The organism is Alicycliphilus denitrificans K601 (assembly GCF_000204645.1).
GTDB lineage: Bacteria > Pseudomonadota > Gammaproteobacteria > Burkholderiales > Burkholderiaceae_C > Alicycliphilus > Alicycliphilus denitrificans.
Genome location: NC_015422.1, coordinates 3,481,852 through 3,507,460, shown reverse-complemented (window position 1 = coordinate 3,507,460; position 25,609 = coordinate 3,481,852). Strand labels below are relative to the sequence as shown.

Sequence of the window (25,609 nt, the reverse complement as noted above, 5' to 3'; positions counted from 1 at the left end):
GTCATCGCGGCGCGTCGGTGTCTGTGGATGTAACGGTGCGGTCGACAGATTGGATCAGGTAGACGCACCTTGCCCCTGTGCGCCAACGACAGGCAAAGTCGACTCCTGATGCGTGCCGCGGATGCCCGTGAGCTTGGTGCGCTTGAGCATCAGCGCGTTGATGGCCACGATGGCCGAACTGCCCGACATCGACAGCGCGGCCACTTCGGGCGACAGCGTGAAGGGGTAGAAGACGCCGGCGGCGAGCGGGAAGGCCAGCAGGTTGTAGCCCACCGCCCAACCAAGGTTCTGGTGCATCTTACGCAGCGTTGCGCGCGACAGCTCAATGGCGCCGACCACGTCCAGGGGGTCGCTCTTCATCAACACGACCTGGGCGCTGTCCATCGCCACGTCGGTGCCAGCGCCGATCGCGAAGCCGACATCGGCCTGGGTCAGTGCCGGCGCGTCGTTGATGCCGTCGCCGACCATGCCGACCTTGTGACCCTGGCCTTGCAGTTCCTTGACCTTTGATGCCTTCTCGCCCGGCAGCACGTCGGCCAGTACGATGTCGATGCCGAGCTCCTGGCCGATGCGCTCGGCGGTGGCCTGATTGTCGCCGGTAATCATCGCCACCTTGACGCCGCGCTCCTGGAGCTTGGCCACGGTCTCCTTCGACGTCGGACGGACGGCGTCGGCAATGGCGATCAGGCCGATCAACTGGCCGGCACGGGCCACGTGCACGACCGTGCGGCCGCCGCCCTGCAGGCGTGCCGACTCAGCGGCCAGCGCGTCCAGGGCGACGCCTTCGGCCCGCATCAGCTTACGGTTGCCCAGCAGGATGCGATCGTCGCCGATCGACGCCTTGGCGCCCTGGCCGTCGATGTTGGCGAAGTCCGAGGCCGTCTCGTCGATCGCGTCGCCCGCGCGCTTGAGTATGGCCAGCGCGAGCGGATGCTCGGAGAACTTCTCGACCGCCGCCGCGGTGGACAGCAGCCGGTCTTCGGTGATGCCGGGGGCGGGAACCATTTCGACGACATCAGGCTGGCCGAGCGTGAGCGTGCCGGTCTTGTCGAACACGACCACGGTCAGTTTGGACGCGTTCTCCAGCGCCGCCGCGTTCTTGAACAGGATGCCGTTCTGCGCGCCCAGGCCAGTGCCGACCATGACGGCCATCGGCGTCGCCAGCCCCAGGGCATCCGGACAGGCGACCACGAACACCGTGATCATCAGTGTCACGGCCAGCAGCAGGGGTTGGCCCAGCACCCAGAACCAGACCGCGAAGGTCAGCAGACCGATCGAGATGGCGGCCAGCACCAGCCATTGAGAGGCCCGGTCGGCCAGCAACTGACCCGGCGCCTTCGAGTTCTGCGCCTCCTGGACCAGCTTGACGATCTGCGCCAGTGCCGTGTCGGCACCGACCTTGGTCGCCTGGTAGCGGAAGCTGCCGCTCTTGTTGATGGTCGCGCCGATGACAGTGTCGCCGACCGCCTTCTTCACTGGCATCGATTCGCCAGTCAGCATGGATTCGTCGACCTGCGAACCCCCTTCGGTGATCTTCCCGTCCACCGGAATCTTGTCGCCTGGCTTGATGACGACGGTCTCGCCGACCAGCACCTCGGCCGTTGGCACCTTGGTCTCGGCGCCGCTGCGCAGCACGGTGGCCATCGGCGGCGCCAGGTCCATCAGGGCGCGAATCGCGTCCGTGGCGCCGGCGCGGGCGCGCATCTCGAGCCAGTGACCGAGCAGGATGAAGACGAGCAGCACCGCGGCGGCCTCGTAGAAGACCTCGCCTTCGTAGAAGAAGGTGGCGCCGACGCTGAAGGCGTAGCCGGTGCCGACCGACAGCACCACCAGCGTCGCCATGTTGACAACCTTGTTGCGCGCCGCGCGCCAGGCCGAGACGAGGAACGGCCAGCTCGGATAGGCGATCGCCGCGGTGGCGACGATGAAGAGGAACAGGTTGCGGTCCATGCCGAACGGCGTGGAGAAATTTCCGATCATCTCGCCCATCGGCGAGTAGAGAAACACCGGGATAGCGAAGAACAGCGCGACGAAGAAGCGGTTGCGCATGTCGACAACCATGTCCTCCATCGACATGCCCGCCCAATGGCCCATGTCGTGCATCACGTCGCTCATCTGGTGGCCCGCATCGTCGCCGTGACCTGTGTGCCCGGAGCGGATCTGTGCGGTCGGCGCCATGCCTGAAGGTGCGGCTGAATGACCAGCGTGTGCGGCGTGTCCCGCATGTGCTTCGCGAGCGGCATGCGTATCGGGCGCATGTACATGCGCTTCCGGCAGGCAGACGTGAGCGGGGAGCATCTCGCCGCGGCAGTGGTAGCCGCACTCGACGATGCGCTGGCGGATCGTCTCAAGCGTGACCTTCATCTCGTCGTAGTGGACAGTCGCGCTGCCTGCGACGTAATTGACGTCGACGTGATGAACACCGGGCAGCGCTGCGATTTGGCCTTGGACGCCAGCGGCGCTCAGGCTGGATACGAGTTCGCCGACTTCAAGCGTGCTTGTTTTCATGGTTTTTTGGAGCTGGTTGTCAAGGGGCCAGGCGACCTGCCTTGAGGCAGTCCGGCGAGAACTCGAACACGACACCGGGATCGGGACGCACAAGCTTGTCCTTCTTGCCCGCGTAGTGCAGTCGCGACAGGATGTCTCGCATCAGGTTGAGCCGTGCAAGTCGCTTGTCGTCGGCACGCACGATGTGCCATGGGGCCGCCGCGTTGTGCGTACGCATCAGCATCTCGTCCCGTGCCTGCGAGTAGGCCCTCCAGTGCTTCACGGCGACGGCGTCGATCGGGCTCGATTTCCACTGTTTCAGCGGATCGTGACGCCGATCGCGCAGGCGCTTGATCTGTTCGTCCTTGCCGATGTCCAGGTAATACTTGAGTAGCTTGATGCCCGAGCCGACGAGCATCGCCTCGAAGCTGGGGACCGACTGCATGAATTCCTCGTGCTCGTCCAGCGTACAGAAACCCATCACGTGCTCGACACCCGCGCGGTTGTACCAACTGCGGTTGAACAGCACGAGCTCCTCAGCCACCGGCAGGTGCGGCACGTAGCGCTGGAAGTACCAGGCACTGCGCTCGCGGTCGGACGGTTTGCCCAGTGCCACAACGCGGGTCTCGCGTGGACTGAGGTTCTCGACGATGCGCTTGATGCTGCCATCCTTGCCAGCCGAGTCCCGGCCTTCGAGGAGGATGAGGATCCGGTCGCGGCACTTGATGAAGTGACGCTGGAGCTTCACGAGTTCGATTTGCAGCAGGCGCAACTGGGCCTCGTACCCCTCCCGGTCGAGTACCTGGGCAACGGCGGCATCGCCCTCGTGCCGACGGGGTTGGGCGTCGTCAGTACGAGTTGCCTTGCTCTTCTTGGTCTTTGTCATGTGTTTCTCCGTCATGCCTTGGTGTCCTCGCCAACGACAATGGTGCAAGGGCCGGCCAGCCGATAGGGCGGAACGGTCAGGTTGGTCGGCGCCGGAACATTCTTGACGACACGTCCTGCGAGATCGAACTTGGAGCCGTGCGCCGCCGGTCACCGACATCGCGCGGAGCCAGCGGCAGCGCGCGAGATGTCGTCGGCTCGATCGCTCACGGCGTATCCCTCGTCCAGTCGTAGGCTGCAATCGCGTACGGACCGGCGTCCACACGCAGTACGGGGCTTTCGTTCATCTCCAGGCTCCTTCCCTGGGTTGCGTGAGAGCCTGAAAGAAGCGTGGCGCGCGCGCCGCGTAGGCGTCGAACTCGGCCCTCAAATAAATGCGCATTTCGACTTCCTCGTTGATGACCAGTCGCAAATACATCAGCACCAGAATCGGGAACATCAGCAGAGTGAGCAGCGTTGGCCATTGCAGCAGGAACCCGAGCAGGATAGTCACGAAGGCGGTTTACTGAGGATGCCGGATACGGGCATATGGTCCACTGATCGCGGGGCGGCCTGGGTCATACGGCAGGTTCATAACGATGCTCCTTTGACTTCAATGGGAACTTGTTTGCTGGTGCGACGGTGCGTTATCGGAATGCTAGAGGGAGATGGCTGACCGGCGTGCTACGCATTAATTACATTTGCGTAACCCTTTCGTCATCTTTTCAGCGACATACCCCCAATCGGACTCGTCGTGAGGCGGCACAGGAAGCCATGAAAAGGGCGCCAACATGAGCCTGCTGTGAAACCTCCCGCCATCAAAGATGAAGGCAAGCACCATGTTCGGATGCAGGTCATGACTCAAGGCCACGCCGCTCACTGAGGCCCCGGGCTCACGGGTCTGAGCCAGAACCGACGCCTTGAAGGCAGTGCTGTACTCGCGCCGCAGCCGGCGCTCTTCATCGATCAATCGTTCCATCGTCTCCACGATCTCCTTCGTGGGGACGATCCTCGATTACCTCAATCGATTCAAGATGGGTTCACCGGACGCATACGCAGCAAGCGCCACCTGCTGGTGGACGGGCGTGGCGTCCCGTTGTCTCTCGTCGTGACGGGAGCCAACGCGAACGACGTGACGCAAATTGAGGCCGTGCTCGATGCCATCGTGGTCAAACGTCCGGCACCAAAGCAACGCCGCTTCAAACATCTGTGCGCCGATGCAGGCTATCGCGGCAAAGGTGCCATGGCCGTGATCCTTGCCCATGGCTATATCCCGCATGTGGTCAGCCGCAAGAGCGAAGCGGCACAGAAGAAACGAGACCCGAAGAAGAAGGCCCGCCGCTGGGTGGTCGAGGCCTGTCATGGCTGGTTCAACCGTTTCAGGAAACTATTGGTGCGCTACGAAAAGCTCGAACACACCTTCCTGGCGCTCAACCACCTCGCTGCGGCCATCATCGCCCTGCGCAAGATCGAGTTGCCAGTCAATGTTATTTACGGATAAATCCTAAGTTCAGCAGCGGCATGCCCTCCAAAGTCGGCTGAATTCTTGAAGCCGACCATCGTGCATGCCGCTTCCCCCATCTGACGAACAACGGCATCGTGATTTTCCTGATGCGCCGATCGGAAAAGCGGATTGCCGTGCAGGGCTACATCACAAGAGGAGGTTGACATGGGAGGCGATTTCGATTTTTCGGTCGTCTGGCATTCGCTGGCTGCCGATCAGTCAAGGCCAATCTTGACTGATGAGCAGATCGAGACTGGAGCGCATCGTATTCGAGTTCGCAGTAGCCAACCGCTGGGGGATTTAGCGCTCTACTACATGCTGTTCGCGACGGGCGCGAGGCCATTGGAAATTGCGCGATTGGAAGTCCGTGATTATCTAGAGTCCAACGGTGACGTGCGCTGCGTGTCCGTGGTGCGCGAAGAAGTTGCGATCAACGCGCGCTCAAGGCCATTGTACTTTCGGAGCGTTCGGCTAGACAATGCGCTTGAGCCATACTTGGCGGCGCGTGTGCGTAGCAAGGTGGAGTTGGAAAACGGAGGTCATTTCCGGGGGCTCAACCCTCGAAGCCGACTCTTTCTTTCGGCTAGTAGCCAGGGGTTTGAGGTCATACCGATCGGAAAAGGAGGAACCCGGCGGTTTCTCTGCGGGGGCATTCAGGAAGCGTATCGCAAGTTATTTCAGTATGCTGAGTTCGAACGGTTGACAGCAATGACGGCCCGCTACACGGTTGCGGAGCGGCTGTACTTGCGTGGCGCCGATGATTCGCAGGTTGGTCTGCTGCTAGGTATTGCGGAGCGCAGCGCAGTGCGCCAGCGTTTTCCGCGTCGACTGCAGTCCTTGGAGGAGTTGACCAAAGATTTGGTGTAGTTGCGCTGCAAAGAGCTATCAGGTAGCTTGGAGCCAAGGCGAGGCCGTGAGAGATTTAGTCGTACGAAAAGCCATCTTCCTCTTCTTCCTGCTGCTGGGCGTCGGTTTCGGCTACCTGTCTGCGCGCCATGACGACTGGGGCCTTCGGGTTGGCATGATGGTCATGGGCGCGCTGTTCGGTGGGGCGATCGGAGGCGGGCTGTCCCAGATCGGCAAGCACCGCCACAAGCTTCGGCCTGTTCCGACAGAAGAAGAGCTCAATCCGATCCCTGGAATGGGTACCTCCAGTCGCGATCTGGCGGCGAACTATTGGCGTGACGAGGGGCATCCGCAGTTCATGAAGCCGCCGCACCCCGAGTACGGCAATCGCATGCTCGATGCCGACAAAAATCTCTAACGCTTCTATTTCTTCAGCGCATCCTTGATAGCCTGCTTGGCGTCTTCGACGATGGGCGCGGCGTCTTCCGTGACCTGATTGACGGATTGCTTCATCAAGGAACGCTCAGATGCCAACGTTCCATCCGGTGTTTTGGTGATATGCGCCTTGCGCTCAAAAGTGGCCTGATCCGCGGAGGAGCTTGCACGGATACGCTGGCCTTCTGCCTGGACCTCGCTGCGCATGGCTGACGGGGACTCACCCGGAGCCGCAGTCCTGGGCCCACCGCCGGAGCCGCGCACGCTGCCTTGGTTGGCGCGGTGCTGGCCTCCAATTTCCGGCGCAAGGGCAGGATTGCCGGAATTTTGCAAGTGCTGGACGGACAGGTCTCCAAAGGCAGTCGGTACTGCGGTCCCGTCCGAGAACACGCGGTTCGGCTGTAGCGACTGCCTGGCCAGCTCCGCTTCCATCAGCACGCGAGCCGACGCGCTGCTGCCGCCATACTGATCGGCATAGCGGGTGAACATTGCGAGGTTATGGGGATCCTGGGCGATATCGATTGAGATGGTTTCACCGCGTTCATAGGCCGTTGAGACACGCTCGGCAAAGGCGCTGCGCTCGTTCAAGCTGGCGTCGGCCCGCTCGGTCCGCGCGCTGGTCGATGCCAGCCGGGCGGATAGGTCCTGAGCCTCGCGGCTGTCGCTGGCGACCATGCTGATAAAGCTTCTGTCCCGAGACACCCGGTCGCCAAACTGCTTGAACTCGGCCAGTTGCTCGCTGTTCATGGAGGCCAATACCTTTTGCTCGGCAGCGGAGAGTCCGGACAAATAGCTCTTGTCACCGGATGCGTTTGCTCCTAGCCCCGCAATGGGTGTATTGATTCCCACATGGCCTGTGGCACCCAAGGCAATTCGTGCGACCTGAGATTGCGTGAGCCCTGTCGTATCCGCCACGCTCTTGCTGATCTGGTCCAGCCGGTTGACCGTCTCACCGAACTGCTCGAAGCCGCTCGACGTGGTGCCGGTGCTGTTGCGCGATGAGCGCAGCTTGGCGATGCCCTTGGTGAACGCCTCCGCGAGCACTGCCGAGCGCTCGCTGCTGGCCGCCACCGCTTCGCTGCGCGCAGCATCGACCTGGCGGCTGGCATCCTGCACTTCCTGCTCGGACACCCGCATTGAGACCACCCGCGACGCAAAGCCCTGGTTGCGCAGCAGGCTCACGGCCGTGCGACCCGTCAGCGCGTTGCTCGTGAAGGTGTTGCCAGTCAGGTCATGCTGCCAACTGCCCATGAAGGCAGAGGTGCGGTTCGGGGCGAGCTGCATCTGGTCCATGGAGACATTGCCCAGCGAGGTATTGCCCACGGTGGACGCCGAGGTCGAACCCGAAAGCATGGCCTGCAGCCCCGACAGCCCGCCCACCAGGGCCGTGCCGAAGTTCTCCATGCGTTTGAGTGCGGCCCAGGCGATTAAGGGGATGCTGATGGCGAGATAGCCGACGATGGCCTCGCCCGACAGGGCCCGGGTGTAGATCACCGACGCGGTCTGCAGCGCCAGGGCCTTGCCGCCGGTGCCGAGATCAGCGGCAGCTGCCAGATCGTAGGCGGCGTAGATCGAGGCCATATAGTTCAGGATCGCATAGAGCGGCGGCCACAGCTGGATCCAGATCAGGATGGCCGCATAGCCCTTGAAGGCCAGCATGGTCTCGCGGCCGCTGGTCAGCAGCAGCAAGAGCACGAACAGCGGGAAGAGGGCGTACGTCACCGCCTCGATCACGTTGCGGAACACCGGCAGCGCCTGCTCGGCCACCTTGCCGTAGTTCAGCCACGAGGCATTCATCTGCGCCACGGCCTGTGCCCGCCCGACGGCCAGCACCATGGCAGCTGGGTCATTGACCTTCTGGCCCACGATGTTGCCCGTATCCTTCAGCGCATTGAGCATGGCGTTCTGGCGGATGATGTCGGCGGTGGTCGCCGAGGCGTTGGCGATATCGTTCTTCAGATAGGCCTGCTGGATCTGGCCCGCAATGGCCGCCGCGGCTGCCGTGCCCGGCAGCGTCGGGTTCAACTGGAAGGCCAGTCGCCCCTGGATGCGCTGCAGCTGCGCCGGCAGCCGTCCGTTCAGGCTCAGGTACACGTTGGGACAGGTGTCCACGCCGACGGTGCCGCCGGCTCCCGTCAACGTGCTGAACCGGGCCGGATTGGGCGAGCCCATCAGCGGCCACACATCGTCCGATGCAGAAAACGCCGCCAGATCCAGCGTGCCGTCGGCCAGGTCGTACGTCGTGCAGTTGTGGATGAAGTTCACCAGGTCGGTTCTGAACCCCGGATCCTGGAAGACGACATTGCCGGTCTCCCGGATCAGCCGGTTGCCGAACATCAGGCCGTTGCGCTGGTAGGATAGTTCGGCCGGCAGCGCGCCGGCGCCGGGAATCACCTGGAAGGCCGTCTCGAAGAGGCCGGTCAGCGTATGGCCGATGGTGCTGGTGAGGCTGCCCAGCAGCGCCACGCCGAACGGCACGTTGTCCACCACCTTGACCGCGGAGCCGCCGGTCTTGTCGACCACGCCCACGGTCACCTTGGGCACGATCAGGATGCCGAAGACCAGCACCACCGACCCCAGCCACTTCCAGCCCTGCAGCTTCTCCGGCGCGAAGGCATAGGCGATCAGGGCCGCGACGAAGCCGCAGAAGGCGACGGCCGCGACGGCCGAGGCGTAGTCGTTGGACGAATGGATGGCCGCGGCGGCGTTGAACACGCCGAACAGGCTGTCGGCATTCTGGTAGGCGTAGATCTCCCACATGGCGGTGCATCTCCGGCGCTCTCAGCGCGACAGGTAGGCCGCCTGCTGGCCCAGCATGTCCATGACGTGCTGCGGCATGCTGGAGCGCAGTTGCCGTTCCAATTGCTCCAGGTGGCTGACCACAGCCCGGAACGAGCCGACCTTCTGGTACAGCAGGTTCTTCTCCTGGGAGATCTGCAGCAGCATGGCCTGTGCGCGCTGCCGCACCTGGTTGGCCTGGTCGCGCTGGGTCTGCTGGAGCGTGTAGTCCTTGGACAGTGCCGCCATGCCCAGACGCAGATTGCGTTCGAGAAAGACATAGGCATAGTCCGCCGCGATCACATCGCGGTATTGGCCGATCAGGCTGTCGGCCAGGCCCGAACCTGGGATGCTGGTGCCCACCGAGAGCATCTTGTAGACGGGTTCGGTGGTCTGATTCACGAAGCCGACTTCCGCTGAGTTGTTGGGAATCGGCGTGCGCGTGGCGATCTTGTCCGCGATCGAGCGCATCATCGTCTCCACCTTCGCCGTGAACGGGACGTGGTTGTAGTTGGTATTGAGTGAAACCACGTCGCAGTTCGCGTAGTCGTTGCAGCGCAGCAGGTGCTGGACGACATTGGTGCCGGAGCCCGCGGCCTGGCCGTAGAGCAGCTGGCTGATGGAGGTGAGCGTCGGGGCGATGGGTTCCGGATCGCGCTTCGATTCCTCCGGGTAGTAGATGACGGTGCCGACCATGCTCATGATCAGCTCGCGTTCGGCATCGTCCAGATAGGCGCCGGTGTGCTGCAGCGCTTTCCAGGTCAAGTTCCCTACGAACGGCGCCTTGTTGCGCACGTTGGCATCGCCCGACGAGCGCGCCGAAGACAGGATGCTCGGCCGGTCGGTGCCACAGCGCTTGCGCGCCGAGTCCCGGTCACTCTCCAGGCCCATGTCGATCGCGAGATCGGCGCAGGTCTCCTGCGAGCTGTAGCCCACGGCCTCGGCTGCCGTACTGACGATGGCTTTCGCCGTTTCGCAGGAATTGATGCGGGCGTTGTTGATCCAGGTCTCCAAACCCTTGGCCCACTTGGTCAATCCGCCCAGCAGGGGTGAGACCGCTTCCAGCGCCAGTTGGAACGCGATTCCCGGCAGGGCCGCCGTGATGTTGCGCAGCATGTTCTTGAACTCCTGCGCGGAGATGTGACTGAAGCTGCCGCCGAACACGTCGATCCCGCCGCAGCCTGCTTTCGCGCTCGGGAACTGGATGGCCGCGAGCTGATACACCTTGTTCGGCGATCGCATCATCAGGTTGCCGCCGGTGTAGGTGTTGTAGGTCTGGCCGCGAAACGCCCCCGGCGCCGTGTAGTTGCCGATGGCGCCCAGGTTGTTGAACATGTCATTGACCTCGCTGTTGAGATCAGCGCGACTGGGCATCGTGGTGCACAGCAGCGACAAGGCGATGGCCGCAGCAGTGGCCTTGCGCGTATGAACGGTGCGGGAACGGATGGGCATGAAGACCTCCTACGGAAGAGCCAGGCGCTGGGTGGCACCGGGCAGCATGGCCTCGCCCGTGGGCGATGAGACGGTGGCGATCCGCTCGAGCAGTTGCGATTCGGACAGCACGCCGAAGCCGATCGGGGTGATCTTTCCGGTATAGGGTTGGGCCAGGAAAACGGCCGGTACTTGTGTCACCTTCAAGGTCGTGGCAATGCCGTTGTCGGGGCGCGCCCTGGGGAAGCCCGGCATCGGTCCGCCGTCCACGCTCACGGCCACCACCTGAATGCCATGACGGGCTTCGAAAGCCTGCAGGGTTGGCGCGAACGCGTGGCAGTAGGGGCAGTCACTGCGGTAGAAGAAGAACAGCACATGGTCGCGGCCCAACGATTCGACGGAGGTGGAGCGGCCTGCGCGCTGCTGTTGATCGAAAGCCTCCAGCGCCTGGGCATTGACTGGACGACCTTGCAGGGTTGGGTCAAGCTCGGGCGTGGCCCACGCCACGCGCTGCGCCATGTCCGCGAAATAGGAGGCCCGGTTCACAACCTGCATCTCCAGCTCCATGTAGCGCCGCACGTTGCGCTCGGTCGGCCGCATGATCGCGATATTGCGCAGTTCCTCAAGGGTCTTCTGCAAGCGCTCGAACTCCACCAGCTCAGGCGGGCGTGGTGGAGCGGAGGGCCGGGACGGGATGGCCGGCGCGGGCCGGGCGGTGGGTACGGGCTCTTCCTGGGGTGGATCCTCGTAGAAGTGCCAGCCGCGCCAGCCGTCGGACCAGTAGGGGCGCAGGGCGTCACCCATGGACGCCGGCGGAGCAATGCCCTGTGCCGAAGCCATGCCGATCACCATGGCGGCCGCAGAGACCACTGCAGCGGCCAGGATCGAAGGGAGACGCGCGTGCATGGCCATCCCCTCAGAGCAGCGACTTGGGCGGAAGGCCCGTGGCGCAGTAGTTGATGCCGAACTCGATCGTCTGCTTGCGTGGCGCCTTGGCCTCGGGCAGGCGCACGCCTTCTTGCCAGAAAAGCACCTTCAGCCGGCTGCAGCCCGGCTCCCGGTAGCGCCGTTCAGTGGAGACGTCGATGTAGATCGGCGAAGTCGCCTCGAAGCGCTTCGTGATGGCGTCCGCCATTTCTCCGGTCAAGACACCATGGGCCGTGCCGTCGGCGGACTGCAAGGCGGCCAGCAGGACGGGGCGAGCGTCAGGAACCGGAGTGCGCACCGGCTCGGCGTGTGCCCCCGCGCAAAGCAGGCACATGGATACCGACGCAGCGGCGCAGACGTTGCGTGCGCGGATGTTCATTGGCATCTCCCTTCCCCGTAGTAGCAGTTGCTCGCGCGGCCTGCGTTGCCGCCCTGGATCGCGCCGACGTTGGGCAGCTTGGGCACGATGGAGGCATAGAACTCGGTCAGGTCCATGCGCGAGAAGTCCAGCGATTGCAGCTGGGCGATCGTGAAGCCCGAGCAGTCCGGCATCTCCGCCGTGCCCCACCACTTCATGACCTGCAGCCGGCCCTGCTCGTTGATGATCCGGGCCAGCACCGAGTTGAAGCAGCACTTCGTGGTCGTGTGCTCGATGCAGGACACGCACTTGCCCAGGATCCGCAGGCAGGAAGAGCAGTAGGTGCCGACCGTGTGGCACAGCTTCGCGCCTTCCTTCATGGCGAGCTTCCCCTCATCCTCGTTGCAGGACATCATCGACATCACGATGTAGATGACGACCGCGATCACCAGGCTCCACGGGTCGAAGGCAATGATCACGCTCTCGCCGGAGTAGAGGACGGCTGACCCCGCCGGCAGGGCCGTGCCGTTCACGGCCACGGTGACCCCGTAGCTGGTGAAGCTGCCGGAAAATCCGCCGCCGGTCAGCAGAGCCGACAGTCCCTGGTAGACGAACTCGCGGTTGCCGGCGTTCATAAGCGTGTCGTAGACCAGCCGTGAGCCGACGCCGTAGACGCTCTGGTTGCTCATGCCCGAGCCGACCGAGTCGGCGTAGCAGCAGTTCTTGAGCAGGCGGTCGCGGCAGCTGTTGGCCTCTCCCTTGAAGACCTGCAGGTTGTCGGTGTCGAGGTAAACACCGGCCTCGCGCCCGGCCTCCAGGAACGACATGGACCGAGCAAAGTCGGCGTCGTTCGTGTATGCCGTGTTGAAGCAGTTGCCCGCGATGCAGAAGACGTTGGCCGGGCAGTTGCTGGCCGCCACGGTCGAGCCCGGCGCCACCGGGCAGGTGTAGCGGTTCTCGGTGATCTCGCAGGCACCGGTGGCGGGATTGGCTTGCCTGCAGCTTGTGCCCGCCGGCGTGCAGCCTGCGGCAGCCAGCGGCGCGCACTCGTCGGTGGGTGCGCCGTACTGGCATGACATGGCGGTCTCGTAGCGCCAACAGGCCCGGGTGACCGGCGCACCGTCGATCTGCCTGGTCGCGGGCCCGTCCACGCAGCGAGCCGCACCGGAAATCGTGCAGCGCCCATCGCCTTGGAGGCTGGGACATTGATCGTCCCACTGGTCCGATTCCGTTACCGTGGTATGCGGCCGCTCATAGGCCAGCGTCATTTGTGGGATCGGTCCGTAGGCGGGGTTCAGTTGGAACCCGACGATGGGGCGGCTCGATTGCACAGTCCAGTAGCTGCCCGAGACCGTGCCCATGTCGTCGGATCCAGGGTAGTCCGAGGGCCCCTGCGTGGGCGCGTAGCAGGTAGCCTTGTCCAGGTAGGTCGTCTGGCCGGACCCTCCGTCGCCGCCGCCACCGGCGGTGTACGCGATGTGATCGCCGCTCTGCGCCCCGGCGGGGCACGCGGCGTAAACCTCCAGGAAGGGCCGCTCGGTGGTGCAGGTCACGTCACCCGCGTCCCCGCCGCTGCCAGTGCAGATCTGCCGGTACTGCTGGGCGATGAAGCCGGTGAGACGGCAGTCGTCACCCGTGCACCGGTTGTTGGCAACCCAGACGCCGTTGGCGCCGCCACCCCACCAATTGCCACCTGGCACCTGCGCGACCATCTGCGGGAACACGTACGCGGCGCTCATGTTCACATCGAAGAAGGCCAGCGGCACGCCGTTGCTCGCGACTCGGAAATGCTGGGCCGAGGCCGGCAGATCTGGCTTGCACTGCACGGCGAGGGCGATGCTTCCCGAAGCCGCCTGGGCGAACCACTCGCCCGGCGAGCAGTTGCTGGTGCGCGAGGTCGACACCGACAGGGTGCGCGCGCAGGATTGCGCCGAGGCGCCGCTGTACTGACGGCACACGCGGGTCTCCGTCGCCGGCGTGGCCACGGTATCGACCTGGCAGCCGCTGTAGTAGCTCGCGATGTCCTCCAACTGCGTCGACGGGTTGGCCGCGATGCGCCGGGCGCCCAGCACGGCGGGGTCGTAGGGCGAGACCGGCTCCCGCGGCGTGTTGGCCGAAGCTCGGGCGCCCAGCAGCGCCTGGCACACCGGGTCGTTGGGCGTGAGGGCGCAGGCGGCGAGCTGGGCGCTGGTCTGGCCCGAGAGATTGGGCTGGCTGTAGTAGAGGCGCTCGGTCGGTGCCGCCGTGTAGCCCGGCACCACGGACGAAGCGCTGGGCGTGGTGATTGTTCCCCGGACCAGCGGGTTGGCCGCCTGCCCGGCGGCCGTGCCTTCCTCGTGCGGATCGGCCACGGCCGCCGTTTGCGTCGCGAGGAAGCTGACCAGCGTGAAGCCGACGACGATCCGGCGCAGCAGCAGTGCAAGGGTGGCAGGCATGCGGGTCTCCTAGTTCCGCAACCGTGCGAGGAACGGGGCCGCGTCGGCGCGGAAGGCAGGGGCGGCGCGCTGCATGTGCTCGAGGGCGTAGTCCAGGCTCACGTCCCCGGCCGTGCGCAGGAAGGCCTCCCGCGGCGCGCAGCTGCCGGCGGCGCAGGACTCGGGCCGCGTGCCGTCGCGCACCAGCACGAAGCTGGGCACCCGCACGATCGCGAAGCGGTCGAAGGCCTGCGGGTCGATCTGCACCGCGACCTGGCGTTGGCCGATCAGTGGCTGCACCTGGGCCACGGTCTGGCGCAGCGAGCCATTGGTCAGGCCGCGCAGGATGACCGAGGCCCGGGCACGTGCGGCTTGGTCAATCAGCCGCTGCAGCGTAGGCCGGGGCATCGCGAGGCTGACGAAGACGAACAGGCCAGGGCCCTTCGCCAAGCCTTGGGCGGTTTCCATCGTGTCCGTCTGCGATACATATCCGCGCGCCAGCGCTTCGAGGTCGATCGGCGTGCGCGTCACGGGCTGCGGCAGGGCGTCGATGGAAGGGGCGGTGGTCGCGGGAGGGATCGCTGGGATGTCAATCGGCGGCAAGCTGTGCTTGCGCCGCGCCTGTTCGATGTCCTGCTCGGTGACCGTGGGCTGGGCGCGGCGCGCTCGTTCGATGTCGGCCTCCGTGATGGCCGGGCCGGCGGCCCAGACCGCTGGCAGCGCGCCAGCGGCCAGCAGCGAAGTCAGCGTGCGCCGCAGGAGGGCGGGGAGGTGGGAGCGGTCAGTAGCCGACACAGCAGTTCCTTTTTCTGAAGAGCAGGAAGGCGAAGTCCTCGCCGCGCACCGGGTACTCCTTCCCGGCGCCCCAGGTCACGGTCGTGCGGCCGAACGGCTGGCAGCACTTGCCGGCTTCCTTCGCGGTGTTCGGGATGGGGTGGGTGAGCTGGGTCTTGTAGGCGGTCTTGTCCATGACCGGCGCGAAGTAGGGCCCGCAGAGGCCGGCCTGGCCGTGCCAGGCCCAGGCGATCAGCTCGCGGTGCATCTTGGCCGTGAGCCGCTGGGCCATCAGGGCTGCCGTGCGCACGCCACCCATGTGGTACGGGACATGGCCGTTCATCGGATACAGGCCACCTTGGCAACCCGCGCACCAGAACATCTCCCGGATCCCGAAACCCACCGAGGCGGCCACGCAGTCGGCGGCGCACGCGGCGATCGCCACCGGATTGGCGAACAGCGCCGCGTCCGGATTGATGATCAGCGTGAGCTCGTCGTCGGCCCACAGCGGATCGACCTCGGTCAGGTAGGCCAGGTCGAACGAGCCCTTCTCCAGGCACGGGAAATCGGTCACCACCTCCAGGTAGTAGAGGACCGGGTTCACGTAGAAGTGCGCCTGGTAGAAGCTGCCGCCGTCGCCATCGCCCTCGGGGCGTGTGAAGCGCGCCGCCTCGGGCGCCGGGATGCCGGGATCGAGGTCGATGCCGCCCAGCGACGTCAGGCAGAACGGCTTGCGCACCGCCTCGACGTGGCGCGCGGGTTCCCAGAATCCGATCGACAGGCCGATGATGGGATTCACGCCGCAGGTGCACAGCGGACTCGAGGGGTTGTCGATGTCCTCCTGGTCGCCGAAGTTGCCGATTCGGGCGCCGCCGATGCTCAGCGGCAGAATGCAACTCCAGCAGATATCGGTGATGGGGTTCGGAAACTTGCCGGTGCAGGTGGCCGCGCCCGCGGCGCCTGCCGCAGTTCCAGTGGCCAGGAGCAGAGCGGTCAGCAACGCGGTCGCCAGCGCGCGGAAGATGCGGGTCATCGCGGCACCTCCATCTCGTCGATGCGCAGCCGCTTACCCTCCTGCGAGACCAGGGCCGGCACCTGGGCGATGCCGAGTCGGCGCGTCAGCAGTCCCTGCTGGTCGTAGTAGACCGGGGTGCGCCAGGACTGCATCAGGTCCAGGTAAGAGCCGCCCGTCAGGATCGGCTTGACCTTGCCCTGGTAGCGCGCCATCAGCTCGCGCGCTTGGCGGATCTGGCGGCTGTCGCGGGCATCGAAGAACAGGAGATGCCGCGACAGCGACACCACGTCCAAGGGATTGGCTTTGGTGCCGGCGGCGAACATCAATTCACCCTTTGCACCCAGGATGTTGCGATCCAGCGTGTAGGTTGGGTCGAAATAAAAGGTGCGCGGCTTGGCCGTGGTCTGCACACCCGCAACAGGCGCCGGGCTGCGCACCGCCTCTGTGCCGCGGGCGCGCGCATCCTGCTCGATCCGGGCCAATTCGCCGGAGCGATCCTTCTCGCGCAGGCGCTGCTCGATCATCTGCAGCAGATGGGGCTCGGCGATCTCGTAGGTGGGGCCCAGGGTGCCGAGGTCGGTGGCGTGTGTGGATGCGCTGGAGCCGGCCAGCACGGCGAACGCGAGGGCAAGGTGGGCTTTGGGGTTCATCGCGTGTCTCCGCGTGGACAGGGAAGCTGGGCGACGAGCCGGTCTCGAGCGGCGGTGTCCTTCTGGTGGGCGGCGCGGATCAAGCCCATCAGCGCGGGATTGCCTTCGCCCTCGGACACGGCCTGCCGCAGCTCGGCCGTGCTCAGCGTGCGGCCGCAGCGCAGCTGCAGGGCGCCGAGGTAGGTGCGCGCGGCGCTTTCCGCCGAAGGGGCGATCTGCTTGAGCAGCCCGAGGTAGTCGGCCATGGGTATATCGCGGGCGGCTTCCGGGCCCGGCGTTGCGGAGGAGCCTGCAGCCAGTGGGCCAAAGGCCGGGCTGGTCTGGGCGAGCGCGGTGCTCGCGGCCAGCGCTTGGCCCAGCAGGAGCGCGGTGAGGATGGAGGCGCTGCGCATGGTCCGGCTCTCAGAAGATCGGCACCACGATGCCCACCACCTGCTCGGCACGCACCAGGCCGCTTTCGGCGTAGCGCGAGTCGAAGCTGTGGGGACCGATGCCCTGTACATAGAAGTGACCGGGTGGAATGACCGTCGGCGCGATCGGCGCGAGCGGATGGCCGTCGAAGGCCCGAGTCTTGGCCAGGCCCACGGCCTCGCCGTTGACGAAGACCGTGCGCTCCGACACCGTGACGACGTCGCCAGGGATGCCACGCACCTGCTTGAAGAAGGGCTGTCCGCGCAGGCCGGGGTAGTGGGCCTGGGCCTCGCCCGCGAACGCGAACACAATCAGGTCGCCGCGCTGCACCTCCGGGTGCTGGTACTGCATCAGCGCCAGGTGGTAGGGCAGGCTGGGCGTCCAGTTGACCAGCAGGGGCAGACGCGGCGTCGGGTCGATGAAGAGCCGCACATAGGCAAAGCCCCAGATCGCGAACACCGGCAGGTACAGGTACCAGCGCCGGCGCATATGGCGCAGAAAGTCCAGCAGGGCATCGGCGCGTCGCCGCCACCAGTTGCGGGGCTGGCTATCCAGGGCGACGAGGGAATCCGGGTGCGCGGTCATGGCAGATCCACCTTGCGGCGCAGGGCCGCGGTCAGGTCGAGCCCATGGGGCGTGCCGGCGATCGCGCTCTTGATGACGACGAGGCACCCACACTCCCGGGGCAGCTCGTCCAGCGCGGCGGGTAGGCGCTGCGAGAAGTTGCGCGCCAGCGCGAGCGCCCGCTCGCGGTCCGCGTCGCTGCCGGGCTGGGTCAGCAGGCGGGTGAACTCGGCTTCCTTGGCACGGTAGACCTCGGGGAGATCGACCACGCCGACCACAAGGGCCGGGCGCAGTACCCAGCGGTCATAGGCCGTGATGCCGAGGGCGACCAGCAGCGCCGAGACGATGGCGTTGAGCAGCAGCGGCCGGGTCATAGCGCATGTCCCCGTTGCCGCAGCAGCTCGGCGATGGCCTCGTCGATCGACAGGCCCTGGGCGCGCAACGCATCGATGGGCGCGTTGTCCTCCAGCTTGTTCGAGAACAGCAAGTGCGTAGCCGGATCGAGGATGTTGCGCGCCACGCCTTCGCCCACCGGCGAGGAGATATACAACTCCGAGAACGCCCCGGCCTCGGTGCGCAGCGAATTGAGCAGCCGCTTCTTGGGCTCGTCCATGGCCAGGCGCCCCTTGCGGTCCAGCATCTCGATGGATTCGGGCTTCTGGCGCAGCAGGAACACCCAGTCCGAGCAGTTGAAGGCGGCCTCCATCTGCGCCGAGCCGTAGTAGTCGTCGGCGCTCTGGGTCGCGGTGCCCAGGGCGCCGCCGTACTTGCGCGCGCGCCGGGCGGCTTCCTCGACCACGGCGGCCTTGACCGGATCGTCGGCGCCGATGTCGCCCAACTGCTGCTTGAGTTCGTCGATGAACAGCACCTTGCGCCGGTTGCGCGTCAGGTACATCTCGCCGGTGATCTGGTGCAGCAGCAGGATGTTGACGACGGCATGCAGGTCGGGCCGGCGCTTGAGCTCCTCGTTCTCGATGACGATGAAGTCGTTCGAGAAGTCCACATTGGCGCGGCCCTCGAAGAAGCGCTCGTACTGTCCGCCCCTGGCGTAGGGGTTGAGCATGATGGCCAGGTCCTTGATGCGCTGGTCGTTGACAGCGCCCAGTTCCTCCAGCGTGCCGGTCTTGAAGGCATCGCGTAGCCCGGTGACCGTGAGGTCCTGGCCGTACTGGCGCCAGAGCTTGAGGATCATGGCCGAGATGGCCTTGTACTGGACCTCGTCCAGCGCATGCTGCATCGAGCACATCTTGCTGATGCCCGGCACCAGCATGTCGATGTCCTCGTTGATGTCATGCACGATGGTGAACGGGTTCAGGCAGATGTCCACGTCCGGCCGGAACTCGATGTAGGTGCCCTGGGCCTTGCGGCACAGCTTCTCGAAGCTGCGGCCCAGGTCCAGCATCCAGACCTTGGCGCCAATCGCCCGGTATGACCAGGCCATCTCGTTCATCAGCACGGACTTGCCCGAGCCGGGCGCACCGATGATCGCGAAGTTGTAGTTGCCCAGGTCGTTGTCGAACAGGTCCAGCGTCATGACTTGTCCGCGCCGGCCACCGAACACCAAGGCCGGAGTGCGCGTGCCGCGCCACTCGGCGATCAGCGGCGCCATGTGGATGGCATTGGCCATGGTCTTGCGCGTGACGCGGCGCATCTTGGCGAGGTCCTTGTGGAACCTCGGGGTCAGCGTCATCGGCAGGCTGGCCAGCAGCGCCTGGCGATGCATGTAGGCGTCGGCGTTGAGCTGGAAGCCCCGGGCGCGCCAGATGGCGTTCGCGGCCTCGTGCGCCGAGGCCGCCTTGTCTGGCGCCGTAAAAATTGCCAGTTGGTGGTACAGGCTCACCAGGCTGCCGCCGGTGTCGATTGCGTTGGCCGCGGCCGACCAGTCGTCGAGCTTCTTCCTCACATCCGGCATCACATCGGCCATCCTGGATTTGGCGTTCTGCGTCGCGCGCACGTGGTTGGCCGTGATGATGGACTTGGTGGCGTTCGGATCCAGCACATGCACGCCCAGCGTGATCAGGAAGGGGGCGCTGTACTGCAGCGCCGGCTGCATCAGGTCACCGATCAGTGAGCCCATCTGCCACAGGGCAAAGCGCTCGGGAAAGCTCTTGATCGAATAGAAGCGCGCTTCCAGCACCTCGGCGCTGGTTTCCTTCCATAGCGTGATCCCCGAGGGGTTCGGGTCCTGGATGGTGTCGAAGTCCACGATCTGGTCGCGGATCTCCCGGCCGTCGTCGTAGCGCAGCCAGTGGTCATCGTCGTAGTTCAGGTCCTCGGCATCCGAATGCGCGATGCGGTCGGGGTTGGTGAACAGCGCGCACCAGTTGATCAGGTCGGCCGCGTCGCAGACCCGGTTGGGCAGCATGGCCGAGCGCAGCGTCGCCGACATGGAGTCGCGCAGGGCCAGTAGCGCGTCGCGCCGGTTCAGGTCCTCGGCGCTCCCCGGAAACGCCACGCTCAGCATCAGCCGAAAATCCCGCAGCGTGTAGTGGAACCCCGCCGTCAGCGAGTCCTGGGTGCCGTGCAGCAGGTGGTTGACCCGCTGGCGGGCCAGCTTGCGGAACAGGTTCTCATTGGGAACGGGGCGGCCCCACTCGCGGGCCTTCTCGGCCTGGTCTTCGTCTTCGACGCGCAGGTTGGTGTACTGGCGCAACTGGTGGCGGATGTGGGGCGACGCGAACAGGTGGAACTGCAGGCCGGTGCCCGGCGGACAGTTGGCATAGAGCGATACCAGGATCTCGGCCATGCGCTCGTCGGCGCCCGACTGGGGCATGACTTCGAGCATGAAGCCCATGCCGTCGCGGTTCACGAAGATCTTTTCATGGGCGAGATAGGCTGAATATGGCAGCCAGTTGGCAAACTGCTCGGCCGGCGTGTCCGCGGCTGTGCCGAACGGAAATAGTGGTGCGGCGTGGGTACCGCCGGGCCGTGCATCGGTGGAATAAAACAGCATGGCAACCTCACTGCGGACGTGCGCCCAGCCCCGCCGGCGGTTGAGCGAGCGAGGGGAAAGCGTTGAACGGGGCGGGGCGCTGAACGGCGCCCTCGGCAGGGGCGGCGCCGTCAGGGGCGGACGGGGCAAGCCCAGAAGAGGCCGGCGCGTCGCCAGGTGTCGCGGCAGGCGCAGCCGCTGGCGGCGGACGCAGCGGGGCGTACTGGTCGCGGATGCGCTGGCGCACATGTTCGATCTGCCAGCGGCCTGCATCGACCTGGACATAGACATAGCCCTGGTCCCAGAGATCGCCATCGGCGTCTTCCCAGGGCTTGGTCCACAGACGCAGCACCCGGGCCTGGGAGCGCAGTGCCAGGGGCGGAGCACCGTCCGCGCTGCCGTCGGCGATGCTGCGCGGCGCACCGGCCATCGGTTGGCGCACTGGTACCGATGCGGTGGGCGCTGCTGTAGTGCCCTGTGGTTCGGCGCGGGAGGCCGACGCCTGCTGGCTGGGCAGGTTGTTATGAAGGGCGTTGGTGTAGGTGCCGGACACCGAGTCGCAGGCCACGCCTTCCGGCGCGGCGCACGAATATTTGGAACTGCCGCTCAGCCCCGACATGTTCATGCAGCCGGCGAGCGGAAGCAGCAGAGCGGCAACGGCCCAGCGTGCGATCCATGCGATGCGTGCGCTCATGGCCGCTTCTCCGTCTTGACCGGCTGGGCCACGGCCACCTTGCCGACCTCCGCGAACCTGGCTTCGAGCACGGAGCGCCCGACATAGCCGTCGGTGCGGCTGCCGTCTGCCCAGATCATGGTCGGCGTTCCCTGCACGCGGAGCCGGCGCGCCAGCTCGAGGTTGCGCGCAATCGGGTGATCGCACTGCGCGCCCGGCTGCATCAGGCTGGCATCCGCCTGCAGCATCCATTGGCGCCAGGCGCGTTCGCGGTCGGCTGCGCACCAGATGGCGACCGGCCGGGCCTCGCCCTGGAATGGGACGAGAAAGGTGTAGATCGTGACGTTGTCCAGGCCTGCGAGCTCGGGTTCGAGCTGCTTGCAATAGACGCAGTTCGGGTCGCTGAACACGGCGAGCTTGCGCTGGCCGTTGCCGCGCACCGTCTTGATCGCATCGGCCAGCGGCAACTGATCGACTGGCACCGGCGCGGCGGAGACGGCTTCCGTCTGCGCCCGTCCATCCTGGCTGGACTGGCTGGAGCGCTGCGCGATCCTCGGGCCGGTGATGTCACGCATGGCCTGGGTGTCGAACAGCCGCCCGAAGATGAAATAGCGTGGATTCGTCGACATGACATAGGCGACGTTGCCGTTCATCCAGACCTCGTAGAGGCCCGAGACCTCGGTGCGCGACACCTCGGAGAACTCCGTGCCCGGATGGGCCTTGCGCAAAGCGGTCAGGAGCCGGGTCTCGTCTGGAGACGCGGCTTGGGCGGCGGCGGCCGCAGCCGCCAGCACAGCGCAGAGCACTGTCGAAGCGAAGCGGTGGCTCCGGCGCGCGGATTCAGTAGTTGCCATCATCGGTGGTCTCCAGGTAGCGGGTTTCAGGGGAAGCGGTGCGGCGCTGGCCGCGCTCGGCAAGGGAGTGGGAGGAGGCGGTCATCGGCACGTCGATGCGCACGCCCTTGGTGATCACGACGTCGATCTGGCGGCCGGCGTCCACCTCGATGACCGGGAACGTGTTCTCGGCCAGCTTGATGTAGTACTGGGCGAGCCGGTCCAGTGCTTTGCCGACGCCGTGGCCCAGGCCCGCCCGGTAGGCATCGGCATTGCTGTCGGTGCTGGCCATCGTCCCGAGCGGGGAGCTGCTGTAGGTAGTGTTGGCGGTGGACAGGCCTTGGCCGATCCCGCTGACCACGCCGGCCAACAATGCGTTGGCCAGCATCTGCCCCTGCTTGGTGACCAGCCGCCCGCGCATGCCGACCTTGCCGTCCTCGCCGTTGACCGAACCCTGGATGCGCACCTCCAGCGTGGCGCCGTCGGCGCGCACGCACGAGAGGTTCTCGGTGCGCAGGTAGGCGCGCTCGGAGCTGATGTCGCCATAGCCCGCCGCGACCACGAAGCACTCGCGGTATTCGCCGCGGAACTGGTTGGGCAGCACGCTGTTGTCCGACAGGCGGATCAGCACCGGATGGGGGTTGGCCTGGGATTGCCCGCCCGTGGGCGCATCGAGGCCGCCGAGCAGGATGCCGCGTGTGAAGCTCACGGGCAGGAAGGTGGACACCGTCTTGGGGGCGTTCGATGCCTGGCCGCCCCCCTCGGCCCTGTGGGGGCCGTCGCCACCGGTCGTGGTGGACGAGCGAGGACGCTCGGCGAGCGTCACGCGGGAGATCACGGGCGCTGGCGGCGTGGCTGCGGCCATGCCTTGGAACGCGGGCATGCCGGAAGGCATGGCGCCTGTGCCCGGGGCGGGCGGCGCGGGCGGCAGGCCAGCCGCGGGCGGCATGGTGGTCGGGGCTGCCGGTGCGGGCGCCGGCGGCGGCGCAGGCGTGGGCGCGGGAGGCGGCGATGCGGCGGCCTGCTGGGTGCTGGTCAGCCGCTTCTCCAGTTCCGCGAAGCGCTGCAGGGTCTTGTTCTCGAAGGCCTCGCGGTCCTTGTTGACCCGGCTCTGTGCCTCGCGCTCGGTCTCGTACTGGGCAAGCTTGCGTCCCGCCGTGCCGACCCACTGATCCACCGGATTGACCTGGCCGCCTGGCGGCATCACGCCGATGTTGGTGACGTCGCCGGGCTGGGGCTGGGCCGCGCGGCCGCTGTGCGGCTTGGCGTCGCTTCCCGCGAAGCTGAAGATCATCCACAGCAGGCCGATGCCGCCGCCCAGGATGGCGGCCAGCAGCGCGTACTGGCGCTGGCGCGGCGATAGCCGTTCCAGCCAGCCGCGCACGGCGTGGCTGGATGGCCGTCCGGTTCCGGACGGCCCCGAAGGCATGGAAGGAGTGCTCATCGTGAGCCTCCTCGCCGGATCACATAGACGCTGGTGGTTTCGCCGGGCCGCAAGTTGTGATGCTCGATCGCGATGCCGGTGATCTCCCCGCCGGCACGGCTGTCCGGGCGGTCGAACTCCTGCTCGGCCAGCACCATGGGAGCCAGGCTCGCGTTTTGCAGCGCGTACTTTTCGCCCACATAGCCGCGGCCTTCGTAGCGGCGCATCAACGTGAAGCGCGCTTCCGCCCAGAGCTGGATGGGCTTGGAAGCTTCCTCGACGCGCACGTCGGCGGGCACGCGGTCCGAAGACATGGCCACCAGCAGGCCCTTCATCGCGCGCACATGGCTGGGTGCCGGGCCGGAGGGCGCCGCCTCGGGTGCGCCGGAACGCAGCGCCACGGGCGTCTTGTCCCGGATGACGATGGTGTCGGCCGGGGTGTCCGAACGGCGCAGCAGCAGCGTGTAGGTGGCCGTGCCCGACGAAACGAACAGGTTGATTGGCCGCAGCGCATCGCCGACGGGCCGGATGTAGACCTCGCCCTTGTCGCGGTCGCATTCGACGATGACGTCCCCGGCCGGGTTGACCGAGGAGGAGGTGATCGATGCCGGGCTGGCAAGGCCGGGCGTGCTTGACGGGGTGTTGGGTGCGGCAGAGATGGCCGGCGCGCCGCCGCCGCAATGGCTGGAATGGATGTTGCCGAACACGTCGGTGATCGCCGCACCCTCGATGCGGATGCGCGTGGGTTCCTTGAGAGAGACGATGGCCTCGACCGCCACCCCGTCGCTGGCCTCCACGACTTGCAGCGCGTGGGCGTGCAGGCCGAGGGACAGGGCGGTGACGGCGAGCACCTTGCGCGCGGCCGGCGGCAACCGGCGCCAGCGCTGGCGCGACGGATTGCCGCAAGAAGCGGGCGCCAGGGCCGCGAGGCTCGCGGCCCGCGGCCGCAGGGCCACAGTGCGCGAGAGCGTGCGCGGGAAATACGCGGGCCAGGGCCGCGTGAGCGTGCTGTCACTTGACCGCATAGGGCACCTCCTTGAATCCGATGACGTGCATGCGAGCTGCGGCGTGGCCGAACTCGATGCGATAGGCCTTGAGGTCGTTGGCGGTCTCCATGCCGTTGACCAGGGTGCGCAGCCGCCCGCGCACGACGAGCGACTGGGTGTCTTCGCTGGCGACGAGTTGCTGGGGCGCGAAGGCGGTCGCGGCGTTGATGCGCTTGAGCCGCTCGGCCTCGACCTCCTGGCGTGTCTTGAGCGGGCCGTACTGGGCCGGGTCGACGTAGCCCAGCAGGATGTCCTTCTTCCAGTCGATCGTGGACGGGGTGACGTCCAGGATCAGCCAGGCGACGAAGCTGCCCATCTGCTCCAGGTATTCGCTGGAAGCCCGGTCGCTGGTGACCCAGAACGTCTTGCTGAGCGAGGGCGGCACGACGACGGTGCGCACCGTGCCGAGCAGGTTGAGGATGATGGCGAGCGCGAGGAAGAGGCCCGCAGCCAGGGCACCGACGGCCAGGCCCAGGCCCCGGTTGCGCCGGCGCATGTCCTTGAGGTCGCCGCTGAGCCGATCGAAGTCCATGGTGCTTCTCCGGTTCAGCCGACCATGCGGCGGATGTGCGATGGCGGCGTGGCGCGCATGGCGGTGGCGGGATTGACCGGCAGGTGCCAGTACAGCCAGTGCAGCGCGAAGGCCGGGTGCTTGTCCGCCTTCAGGCGGGCGATCCAGCGTGAGACAGCGATACCGGCCGCCATGCAGACCGCGAACGCGGCCTTGCTGGCCGACAGGTAGCCGATGAAGAAGGCCAGGACGATGGGCGCGGCGACATCCACGTCCCAGAAGCCGATCTTCCACTGGTCGTCCAAGCGCCGCGGGATATAGGTGTCCGCTTGCATGTGGGCCTCCGGGAGGGGGATGCGCCGGGGCTCAGACGACCGCGCCCATGATCGCGCCGGCGATCACGAGACCCACGGCGGCGAAGATGGCCAGGCCCACGTAGAACAGCACGGGCCCGAAATTGCGCAACGCGGACAGCGAGATCAGCGCCACCACGAAGCCGACGAAGCCCACGAGCGCCTTGATGCCCGGCCCCAGTTCGGCGATCTGCGTCAGGGCCGACGTGAGCGGGCCGGTGATGCCCGTGAAGGCGACGAGATCCAGCGCATGGCTCGGGAACGCCAGCGCCAGGCCGGCCAGGGCCAGCGCGACCAGACAGAGAAAGCCGAGGATCCTGCGCGCGGGGGCGCGCCGCGAGGCAGAGGTGGGAGTGGACAGAATGGCAGTGCTCATGACG

24 protein-coding genes and 2 pseudogenes are annotated in these 25,609 nt (G+C 66.2%); 3 read left to right on the top strand and 23 right to left on the bottom strand.

The features are described 5' to 3' along the window. Positions 1–54: 54 nt before the first annotated feature. The 4 genes and pseudogenes from ALIDE2_RS16690 to ALIDE2_RS24080 form a co-directional block, all read right to left on the bottom strand. Positions 55–2,508: a heavy metal translocating P-type ATPase gene (locus ALIDE2_RS16690; RefSeq protein WP_013722681.1), complete on the bottom strand. Its 2,454-nt coding sequence runs from the start codon at positions 2,506–2,508 to the stop codon at positions 55–57. Between the two features lie 19 nt (positions 2,509–2,527). Then, positions 2,528–3,373, bottom strand: a complete 846-nt coding sequence (gene ppk2 / locus ALIDE2_RS16685) for a polyphosphate kinase 2 (protein ID WP_041701588.1) — start codon at positions 3,371–3,373, stop codon at positions 2,528–2,530. A 282-nt stretch (positions 3,374–3,655) separates the two neighbouring features. Next, positions 3,656–3,916, bottom strand: a pseudogene (locus ALIDE2_RS16680) (methyltransferase family protein); the annotation flags it as partial. A gap of 126 nt (positions 3,917–4,042) precedes the next feature. Beyond that, positions 4,043–4,330, bottom strand: coding sequence for a transposase (locus ALIDE2_RS24080; RefSeq protein WP_013722679.1), 288 nt, complete (start codon positions 4,328–4,330; stop codon positions 4,043–4,045). A 30-nt stretch (positions 4,331–4,360) separates the two neighbouring features. Between ALIDE2_RS24080 and ALIDE2_RS16670 the strand changes: the two are divergent. The 3 genes and pseudogenes from ALIDE2_RS16670 to ALIDE2_RS16660 all read left to right on the top strand — a co-directional run. Further along, a pseudogene (locus ALIDE2_RS16670) lies at positions 4,361–4,852 on the top strand (IS5 family transposase); the annotation flags it as partial. Between the two features lie 168 nt (positions 4,853–5,020). Next, a complete protein-coding gene (locus ALIDE2_RS16665) occupies positions 5,021–5,722 on the top strand; it encodes a site-specific integrase (protein WP_013722677.1) in 702 nt (233 codons plus the stop codon). Between the two features lie 46 nt (positions 5,723–5,768). After that, positions 5,769–6,119, top strand: coding sequence for a hypothetical protein (locus ALIDE2_RS16660; RefSeq protein WP_013722676.1), 351 nt, complete (start codon positions 5,769–5,771; stop codon positions 6,117–6,119). Between the two features lie 5 nt (positions 6,120–6,124). On the opposite strand, the gene ALIDE2_RS16655 is transcribed toward ALIDE2_RS16660, so the two are convergent. Genes ALIDE2_RS16655 through ALIDE2_RS16565 form a run of 19 tightly spaced genes read right to left on the bottom strand, consistent with a single transcriptional unit; the run spans position 6,125 to position 25,605 of the window. Next, positions 6,125–8,896 (bottom strand): conjugal transfer protein TraG N-terminal domain-containing protein, encoded by a 2,772-nt coding sequence (locus tag ALIDE2_RS16655; protein WP_013722675.1) that lies wholly within the window; start codon positions 8,894–8,896, stop codon positions 6,125–6,127. A gap of 21 nt (positions 8,897–8,917) precedes the next feature. Then, positions 8,918–10,366, bottom strand: coding sequence for a conjugal transfer protein TraH (locus ALIDE2_RS16650; RefSeq protein WP_013722674.1), 1,449 nt, complete (start codon positions 10,364–10,366; stop codon positions 8,918–8,920). 9 nt (positions 10,367–10,375) lie between these two features. After that, positions 10,376–11,251 (bottom strand): conjugal transfer protein TraF, encoded by an 876-nt coding sequence (gene traF / locus ALIDE2_RS16645; protein ID WP_013722673.1) that lies wholly within the window; start codon positions 11,249–11,251, stop codon positions 10,376–10,378. 10 nt (positions 11,252–11,261) lie between these two features. Next, the gene (locus ALIDE2_RS16640) at positions 11,262–11,651 is read right to left on the bottom strand and encodes a hypothetical protein (protein WP_013722672.1); all 390 of its coding nucleotides are present in this window, start codon (positions 11,649–11,651) and stop codon (positions 11,262–11,264) included. Then, positions 11,648–14,065: a type-F conjugative transfer system mating-pair stabilization protein TraN gene (traN, locus tag ALIDE2_RS16635; RefSeq protein WP_013722671.1), complete on the bottom strand. Its 2,418-nt coding sequence runs from the start codon at positions 14,063–14,065 to the stop codon at positions 11,648–11,650. The genes ALIDE2_RS16640 and traN overlap by 4 nt, the downstream gene beginning before the upstream one ends. 9 nt (positions 14,066–14,074) lie before the next feature. Further along, positions 14,075–14,839: a type-F conjugative transfer system pilin assembly protein TrbC gene (gene trbC, locus ALIDE2_RS16630; protein WP_013722670.1), complete on the bottom strand. Its 765-nt coding sequence runs from the start codon at positions 14,837–14,839 to the stop codon at positions 14,075–14,077. Then, positions 14,826–15,851, bottom strand: a complete 1,026-nt coding sequence (traU, locus tag ALIDE2_RS16625) for a conjugal transfer pilus assembly protein TraU (RefSeq protein WP_013722669.1) — start codon at positions 15,849–15,851, stop codon at positions 14,826–14,828. The genes trbC and traU overlap by 14 nt, the downstream gene beginning before the upstream one ends. Beyond that, positions 15,848–16,483 (bottom strand): type-F conjugative transfer system protein TraW, encoded by a 636-nt coding sequence (gene traW / locus ALIDE2_RS16620; RefSeq protein ID WP_013722668.1) that lies wholly within the window; start codon positions 16,481–16,483, stop codon positions 15,848–15,850. The genes traU and traW overlap by 4 nt, the downstream gene beginning before the upstream one ends. Further along, positions 16,480–16,875, bottom strand: coding sequence for a hypothetical protein (locus ALIDE2_RS16615; RefSeq protein ID WP_013722667.1), 396 nt, complete (start codon positions 16,873–16,875; stop codon positions 16,480–16,482). Before ALIDE2_RS16615 ends, traW begins: the two co-directional genes overlap by 4 nt. 10 nt (positions 16,876–16,885) lie before the next feature. Further along, the gene (gene traF, locus ALIDE2_RS16610) at positions 16,886–17,479 is read right to left on the bottom strand and encodes a conjugative transfer signal peptidase TraF (RefSeq protein ID WP_013722666.1); all 594 of its coding nucleotides are present in this window, start codon (positions 17,477–17,479) and stop codon (positions 16,886–16,888) included. Beyond that, on the bottom strand, positions 17,476–17,832 hold the full coding sequence (locus ALIDE2_RS16605; RefSeq protein ID WP_013722665.1) for a hypothetical protein: 357 nt from the start codon (positions 17,830–17,832) through the stop codon (positions 17,476–17,478). Before ALIDE2_RS16605 ends, traF (ALIDE2_RS16610) begins: the two co-directional genes overlap by 4 nt. Next, positions 17,829–20,411, bottom strand: a complete 2,583-nt coding sequence (gene traC, locus ALIDE2_RS16600; RefSeq protein WP_013722664.1) for a type IV secretion system protein TraC — start codon at positions 20,409–20,411, stop codon at positions 17,829–17,831. The genes ALIDE2_RS16605 and traC overlap by 4 nt, the downstream gene beginning before the upstream one ends. Before the next feature lie 7 nt (positions 20,412–20,418). Further along, positions 20,419–21,084 carry a TraV family lipoprotein gene (locus ALIDE2_RS16595; RefSeq protein ID WP_013722663.1) on the bottom strand — a complete coding sequence of 222 codons (666 nt, stop codon included), beginning with the start codon at positions 21,082–21,084 and terminating at the stop codon, positions 20,419–20,421. Next, the gene (locus ALIDE2_RS16590) at positions 21,081–21,920 is read right to left on the bottom strand and encodes a DsbC family protein (RefSeq protein WP_013722662.1); all 840 of its coding nucleotides are present in this window, start codon (positions 21,918–21,920) and stop codon (positions 21,081–21,083) included. The genes ALIDE2_RS16595 and ALIDE2_RS16590 overlap by 4 nt, the downstream gene beginning before the upstream one ends. After that, positions 21,904–23,340 (bottom strand): TraB/TrbI/VirB10 family type IV secretion system protein, encoded by a 1,437-nt coding sequence (locus tag ALIDE2_RS16585; RefSeq protein ID WP_013722661.1) that lies wholly within the window; start codon positions 23,338–23,340, stop codon positions 21,904–21,906. The genes ALIDE2_RS16590 and ALIDE2_RS16585 overlap by 17 nt, the downstream gene beginning before the upstream one ends. Beyond that, positions 23,337–24,344, bottom strand: coding sequence for a type-F conjugative transfer system secretin TraK (locus tag ALIDE2_RS16580; protein ID WP_013722660.1), 1,008 nt, complete (start codon positions 24,342–24,344; stop codon positions 23,337–23,339). The genes ALIDE2_RS16585 and ALIDE2_RS16580 overlap by 4 nt, the downstream gene beginning before the upstream one ends. Continuing rightward, positions 24,331–24,897 (bottom strand): type IV conjugative transfer system protein TraE, encoded by a 567-nt coding sequence (gene traE / locus ALIDE2_RS16575; protein ID WP_013722659.1) that lies wholly within the window; start codon positions 24,895–24,897, stop codon positions 24,331–24,333. The genes ALIDE2_RS16580 and traE overlap by 14 nt, the downstream gene beginning before the upstream one ends. 14 nt (positions 24,898–24,911) lie before the next feature. Further along, positions 24,912–25,211 (bottom strand): type IV conjugative transfer system protein TraL, encoded by a 300-nt coding sequence (traL, locus tag ALIDE2_RS16570; protein ID WP_005800222.1) that lies wholly within the window; start codon positions 25,209–25,211, stop codon positions 24,912–24,914. 31 nt (positions 25,212–25,242) lie between these two features. Beyond that, positions 25,243–25,605: a hypothetical protein gene (locus ALIDE2_RS16565; protein ID WP_013722658.1), complete on the bottom strand. Its 363-nt coding sequence runs from the start codon at positions 25,603–25,605 to the stop codon at positions 25,243–25,245. Between the last annotated feature and the right edge of the window lie 4 nt (positions 25,606–25,609).